This window comes from Methanosarcina sp. A14 (assembly GCF_001729375.1).
Lineage (GTDB): Archaea > Halobacteriota > Methanosarcinia > Methanosarcinales > Methanosarcinaceae > Methanosarcina > Methanosarcina barkeri.
In genome coordinates this window covers 20836-27493 of the sequence record NZ_LZPK01000354.1, presented here as the reverse complement: position 1 = coordinate 27493, position 6658 = coordinate 20836, and the positions used below count along the sequence as shown (strand labels likewise).

The 6658-nt window shown below is 40.7% G+C and carries 6 protein-coding genes; 4 read left to right on the top strand and 2 right to left on the bottom strand.

The features are described from left to right. Nucleotides 1-97 precede the first annotated feature (97 nt). Together A9239_RS15435 and A9239_RS15430 are read right to left on the bottom strand one after the other, a co-directional pair. A complete protein-coding gene (locus tag A9239_RS15435; protein ID WP_048116409.1) occupies nucleotides 98-844 on the bottom strand; it encodes a hypothetical protein in 747 nt (248 codons plus the stop codon). A 14-nt stretch (nucleotides 845-858) separates the two neighbouring features. Beyond that, nucleotides 859-1041: a methytransferase partner Trm112 gene (locus A9239_RS15430; protein ID WP_048155842.1), complete on the bottom strand. Its 183-nt coding sequence runs from the start codon at nucleotides 1039-1041 to the stop codon at nucleotides 859-861. A 1542-nt stretch (nucleotides 1042-2583) separates the two neighbouring features. Between A9239_RS15430 and cooS the strand changes: the two genes are divergently transcribed. The 4 genes from cooS to A9239_RS15410 all read left to right on the top strand — a co-directional run bounded on the left by cooS (nucleotide 2584) and on the right by A9239_RS15410 (nucleotide 6646). After that, nucleotides 2584-4458 carry an anaerobic carbon-monoxide dehydrogenase catalytic subunit gene (gene cooS / locus A9239_RS15425; RefSeq protein WP_048122652.1) on the top strand — a complete coding sequence of 625 codons (1875 nt, stop codon included), beginning with the start codon at nucleotides 2584-2586 and terminating at the stop codon, nucleotides 4456-4458. 13 nt (nucleotides 4459-4471) lie between these two features. Beyond that, on the top strand, nucleotides 4472-4981 hold the full coding sequence (locus A9239_RS15420) for a 4Fe-4S dicluster domain-containing protein (protein ID WP_048116413.1): 510 nt from the start codon (nucleotides 4472-4474) through the stop codon (nucleotides 4979-4981). Between the two features lie 176 nt (nucleotides 4982-5157). Beyond that, a complete protein-coding gene (locus tag A9239_RS15415; protein ID WP_048116415.1) occupies nucleotides 5158-5613 on the top strand; it encodes a universal stress protein in 456 nt (151 codons plus the stop codon). Between the two features lie 94 nt (nucleotides 5614-5707). Next, complete coding sequence (locus A9239_RS15410; protein WP_048155841.1) at nucleotides 5708-6646, top strand: nucleoside recognition domain-containing protein; 939 nt, start codon at nucleotides 5708-5710, stop codon at nucleotides 6644-6646. Nucleotides 6647-6658: the final 12 nt, after the last annotated feature.

Genomic DNA, 6658 nt, shown 5'->3' with positions numbered 1-6658 from the left:
GAAAATCGACTCTCAGTTATGAATCGGAAATGAATTGAGTGGATGTCAGGTTCAAAATATATAAACTCGGGTTTAAACTGTAGTTCTCCTAAAGGGTTTAGATCTCTTCTGCAATTTTCAGCAGAATATATATCATACAGGTCACAAAAAGTATTGAAAACAAAACCGACTGGGCAAAGCCAACTTTAAACTGCAGGCTCGATGGCAATATAAAGTAGAGGAAGAATAAGCATACAAGTAGTAAAAAGCCTCCAAAAGCGATATTCATAGGAAGTTTTTCATTTTCACTTATATTTTTGGGAATCTTTCTTCCCGTGGCTGAAAAATTTCCTGTAAAGCTTCTGTGGATAAAAGATGAAAACCCGTCAACTCCGCTTCCTGATTTTGGGTGAGAGAGCATCTTTACAGGTAGTGTAGCTGAGGATCTTTGAGAACTCAATTCTTCGTCTTGATTTCCTGCATGGTGATCATCTTCGGAGTGTTCCTGCGGCTTTGGATCGATTTTTCCAAGCTGGACTGGAAAACCTTTCTTTCTTGAGCCGTAACCCGCCGTGATATATATCTGTCCTTTTGTAAGCACCCTGCCTTCTTGCGGGATTCTTGCAACTACAGAAACGTATTCTTTCTGAAGCACATATGGGTTATCCCTCCGAAAAATGATCTGACCTTTTAATTCGTCACTTACTGAAAAGTGAATATGCGTAGGGGACCCGTAGTTTGTGATCAGGATCTCGAAGGTTTCTTCTCCGCCGGGAGATAGTGAAATCTCAACACTTTCCTTTTCAAACTCAATTGAGTTTATCTCTTGTCGGTTGATAATAACATTCTGGAATGTCTGCTGCAAGTTTAACCCTCACATCAGTTTCTAAGGTCAGGAGGAAGTAAGTTTGGGATTCCCTCATCAATGGGATAGTGCTCGTTGCATACAGGGCAGTAGAGGGTTCCGGATATGACCTCTTCTTCATTTTCTTCGACAACGTTCAAAACCAGGTCGCCCTTACATATAGGGCAGGCCAGAATATCCATAAGATTTTTTTTCACCAAAATTCACCGTTAAAGTCGCTTTTCCTATAGGAGGAGACAAAGTTTAATATGTAGTAAGGAAAGCTGATTGTTTTTAATCCTTGCTTTTTGTTCTGCGGATATGAACTTTATCCCGTTACTTAACCGTATTCAATTCATACTCCTATTTTAATGTAATCTATATATTTACAGGCACTTATGATTTGAAGCTTGTCCACTCTATCGAATGTTATTCTTTATATAAGCTAATATCAAAAATAATATTTTATTAATGTTATAAATACATATTATAATACTTTTACTTGGGTAACGGTATTCAAAATGACTTTTAAGACTTTCTTAAATTTTATGTGAATTCCACTAGAGAATTACAAGTTTCAATCCATTGACTCTATAATACTCTCTATTTATAATATATCAAATATTTTGTAATGAATTTGTACTGTTTGATTTCTAAGTTTAAACTGGGATAGTAAAAATAAGTTTAGAGAGCTTTCCATATAGATCTTTTTAGAATAAAGCAATCTATTTTTATATTATATGGTACTTTTGCTTAATTTTTTATCTTACAAACATAATTTATTTATATTATAAATCGGAAATATGATTCCGTAATTCTATGGCAAAAAAAATGAATAAAACTTAGGATAGAGGAGAACCAATTGATGAATAAAAAACAGAGAAGAAGCTTTCAAAGCAAATACTTCACAAGGATTTTTATCGGAAATGGCATGCTTTTAACTTCTGATAAAACCTATTAAACAGATCGGGGTTATTTGTGCAACATTAATCTAAGCCTAAAAATAAATTGGAAAAATGGTACATATCAAAAATTTGTTAATAAGCGACCTTTAGACAGCCTCCAAAACTTCTCTACCCAACTTACTACACAACAGTAGAAACACAACTTACTACCCAACTTACTACCCAACTTACTACACAACAGTGAAACACAACTTCTCTACACAACTTGAAAATAATGAAACCACAATATAAGGTATAAAATGGAATACAGACTCGATGAAGTCAAGAGAGATTACATCGAGTCTAGAAAATAAATGGGATAGGAATAAACACAGAAAGAGTGCACTAGCCTCTAAGTAGTCCACAAACATATCGCCAATTCTCAAAGATCTTCAAAGATTTGAACAAATGTCTAAGTTAATTTCAAACTAAGTTAATTTCAAAACTCAATTCATTGTTCAAAATTAGAGATTCAGGGTGTCAATTTTGGTTTTAGGGTGAGCTCTATCTAAATACAACTGCAGATTTTTTTAAAAAAGTTTATAAAACAATAAAATTTGATTATCCTGAAGAATTTTTCCAAATTAACCAGTTTTAAGATTATATAGGGCTGGAACTCAAAAATAAAAAAGCAGCCAGATAAAGTTGCTTTTGGATCACAGATTTAGGGACTAATTCTTCAAATCAGGGAGTTTGAAGTGAAGTTTCGGTGGTTCCAGAAGGAATCGAGAAACAAACACGTATTTTGAATAAAATGCACAACCAATGAAAATGCTTGCAGATGGCAGCATTTTCATACTAAATGTGGGATATGAGATGAAGACGGAAATAGATGAGAAAAGCATTGACCTTGCAAGCCAGAAAATTCTTCAGAAGGCTGAAGAAGAAGGCATTGAAACCGCCTGGGATAGATATGAAAAACAACTTCCTCAGTGCAGTTTCGGGCAGCTAGGAGTTTGCTGTCGGAATTGCAATATGGGTCCATGCAGGATAGATCCCTTCGGAGAGGGAGCTCAAAAGGGAATTTGTGGTGCTACTGCAGACATCATAGTTGCAAGGAATTTCCTTAGAATGATTGCCGCAGGTGCAGCAGCTCATTCCGACCATGCAAGAGACGCTGTTCTTACCTTTAAGAAAATGAGTGAAGGAGAAGCTGGAAGTTACAGAATAAAAGATGAAGCAAAACTGCTATCTCTTGCCTCGGAATATGGAATTCCCTCTGATGGAAAAAGCCTGGAGGAAATTGCAGCCAACCTTGCCGATGTACTGCTTCAGGAATTCGGAAAACAGGACGGACATCTCCAGTGTACCAAAAGAGTTCCTAAATCAAGGCTCAAGCTCTGGGCCGAGCTTGGAATAGAGCCCAGGGGAATTGACCGGGAAATCGTGGAATGCATGCACAGGACTCATATAGGTGTGGACAATGATGCGGTTCATATCCTGCTGCAAGGATTGCGTACAGGGATTTCCGATGGCTGGGGAGGCTCGATGATAGCCACCGATGTCCAGGACATACTTTTCGGAACTCCGCAGCCTAGAAAAAGCACCGTTAATCTGGGGGTGCTGTCCAGAGATAAAGTAAATGTAATTGTCCACGGGCACGAGCCTATTCTCTCAGAAATGATCGTGGAAGCTGCAGAAGACCCCGAACTCCTTAAACTTGCAGAGGAAAAGGGTGCAGCAGGCATCAACGTTATAGGAATATGCTGTACTGGTAACGAGACCCTGATGCGTCACGGGATTCCCATAGCAGGAAATTTCCTTCAGCAGGAACTGGCAGTAATTACAGGCGCTGTGGAAGCTATGGTTGTTGATGTCCAGTGTATCATGCCCTCGCTTGGAGAACTTACAGGCTGCTACCACACAAAGTTTATATCCACATCTCCAAAGGCCGATTTTCCCAACACCGTAAGAATGGAATTCCATGAGGACAGAGCTTATGAAACTGCAAAAGAAATCGTAAGGACTGCTGTCGAAAACTTCCCTAACAGGATTCCGGAAAAGGTTACTATACCTGAAGAGAAGCAGGAGTGCATGGCAGGCTTCAGTGCCGAAGCTATTCTCAATGCTCTTGGAGGAAGCCCTGACCCTCTCATTGAGGCGATAACAGGCGGGGCAGTTCGAGGAATTGGGGCTGTTGTCGGCTGCAATAACGTAAAAATAAAGCACAACTACGGCCATGTCAACCTCGTTAAAGAACTGATCAAAAACAATGTGCTTGTGGTCACAACCGGCTGCAATGCAATTGCCTGCGCCGAAGCAGGGCTTCTTCTGCCGGAAGCCTCCGAAATGGCAGGCGATGGGTTAAAAGCTGTCTGTAAGGCTCTGGGCATACCCCCTGTCCTGCACATGGGTTCCTGTGTTGATATCAGCCGTATCCTTGTGCTTGCATCCGCGATTGCAAATCGCCTGGGTGTGGACATAAGTGATCTTCCAGCAGCAGGAGCAGCTCCCGAATGGATGAGCGAAAAGGCAGTTAGTATCGGGGCTTATGTAGTTTCATCCGGTGTATTTACCGTGCTCGGGACTATTCCGGCTGTTCTTGGAAGTCAGGCTGTTACGTCCCTTCTGACAGGAGGCTTGAACGACGTAGTCAGAGCAAGCTTTGCGGTTGAGCCTGATCCCCTTAAAGCTGCAGACCTGATGCTTGAGCATATTGACGAAAAAAGAAAGGCTCTAGGCTTGAACTAAGAGATGATTTATAATGAAGGATTTAATGATTCGTCCCGAACGATGTATGGGCTGCCGTTCATGTGAGACTGCATGTGCCATTGCACATTCAGAGAGCAAAAGCCTCTTTTTGGCTATAGGAGAAAAGCCGGCTCCGAAAAAACGTATCAATCTGGAGCCTGTCCCTGACCTTGGAGTTTCTCTTCCCATTACCTGCCGTCACTGTAAGGATGCTCCCTGTGTTTCGGTTTGCCCTACAAAAGCTATCTATCAGGATGAAAACGCCAGCATGATAAGCTATGACCCGAATCTTTGCGTAGACTGCTGGACCTGTTCTACAGTATGTTCACGTTTTACTCCTTTATATCATATGATTCTTGTTATGGGCTGCTGGACCAGTTCCATGAATCACAATCGTAAGGTAATCAGCAGGCAAGCTGAAGCAGGAATAAAGTGTGATCTCTGCGAGGGTAGAGATATGCCTGCATGCGTTGAAGCCTGCCCTACACATGCTCTTGTTTTTGCCGAGGTAAACGAAGTTTAAAGAAAAGTTACTTTAGCTGAACTGCTGTAGAACTTGCAAATAAATAAAATCTGGATGACGCACTCGGTTTCAAGCAATTTTCCGATCTGCGCCATCGATTCTTTCCTGAATGATACTTTATAAAGGATTATGTCATATCAACAAATATAAATTCAAAAGAAAATGGGGAGTCAGGTATGACTAACAGTTTTTACAGGAAGATAATGGTTGCGACCGATGGTTCGGAATCTGTTAGAAAAGCGGTCGAAACAGCAGTTGAAATCGCAAAGATAAGCGGTGCAAAACTATATGTTGTGTACGTGATTGCTTCTGAAGGGTTTTCGATAACCTATCCGAAGAACGTTGGATGGGAAAAGGCCATTCTTGAATACTTCAAGGCTGAAGGCAAGGAGGCCACTTCTTATGTCGAAACCGCTGGGAAAGCTGCAAATGTTGAGGTTGAATCCGTAATCCTGCAAGGAATTCCTGCAAATGAGCTTGTCGATTTTGCAGAAAGAAACAATATTGACCTTATTGTCATGGGCACACTCGGAAGGACCGGAATTGAGAGGTTTTTGCTCGGGAGCGTGGCCGAAAATGTGGTAAGGCACTCAAAAAAACCGGTGCTTGTCGTACGGGGAGAAACTGTTTAAAAGGTCAGATAAACATAAATTTAAAATTTTTCCGGAACTGAGTTCCATACCTTTTCTGGATATATTGATTACTTTTCTATGGAACTAACTAACAATGATAGGTCTTTTCATCAAAGTACTTGATTTTGCGTTTCCAGTACTTGTAATGATTTTTGTGGGGCTTGTGGGTACAAGCGTACTTGTAGAACTCGGCCTGATGCAGAAATTTTCCAGGCTTGTAAGTCCTATCTTTGCCTACACTAACCTGCCTGATACCTGCGCTTCAGCTTTCCTGGTGTCAATAGGGTCTACGGTAGCTGCAAATAGCATGCTTTCCCAGGCAAAAAAAGAGAATTGTCTGGAAAATCGAGAGGTCTTACTCTGTGCGATGATGAATTCTACGCCTGTTTATTTTCGGGAACTTTTTACTTATCAGATTCCAATAGTTCTGCCCGCACTTGGCCTTGTGGTAGGGGGATTTTATTCTATTGTATTCGTAGTTACAGCAGTGTTCAAAATCTTGGTAATTGCAATTGCAAGCAAACTGTTCCTTAAAGGCAACTCCTGCAAAATCCCTGAATCGCAAAATAGAGAGAAAATCTCCTTGAAAAGTGCGATTATCCGGGCTTTCAGAAAAGAGTTCAGGATTTTTTTAAAAATTGCAGGAGTTTATATTATTGCAACTACCATTATTTTTGTACTTCAGGAACAGGGGTTTTTTGGAATTTTCAGTGTGCTTCCCCTTGCTAAACTTTTTAAAATTCCTCCAGAGTCGATTGTCCCGCTGACAAGCTATGTGGCTAGTCCAATCCTAGGAATCTCGCTTCTGGGCCCTATGATTCACTCAGGAGAAATTACAAACATACAGGCAATGATTGTTCTCATGCTTGGCAGTATGTTCATGCTCCCTATTTTCGCTCTCCGAAGCCAGCTTCCAAGAAAAATAGCAATTTTCGGGACTCAATTGGGTCTTCAGATTGTCATATACTCAATGGCAATAAGCGTGTTTGTAAGGCTTGCAATCCTGCTAGTACTTTTAAGTATCGCTCCATAATTTAGGGGCTAT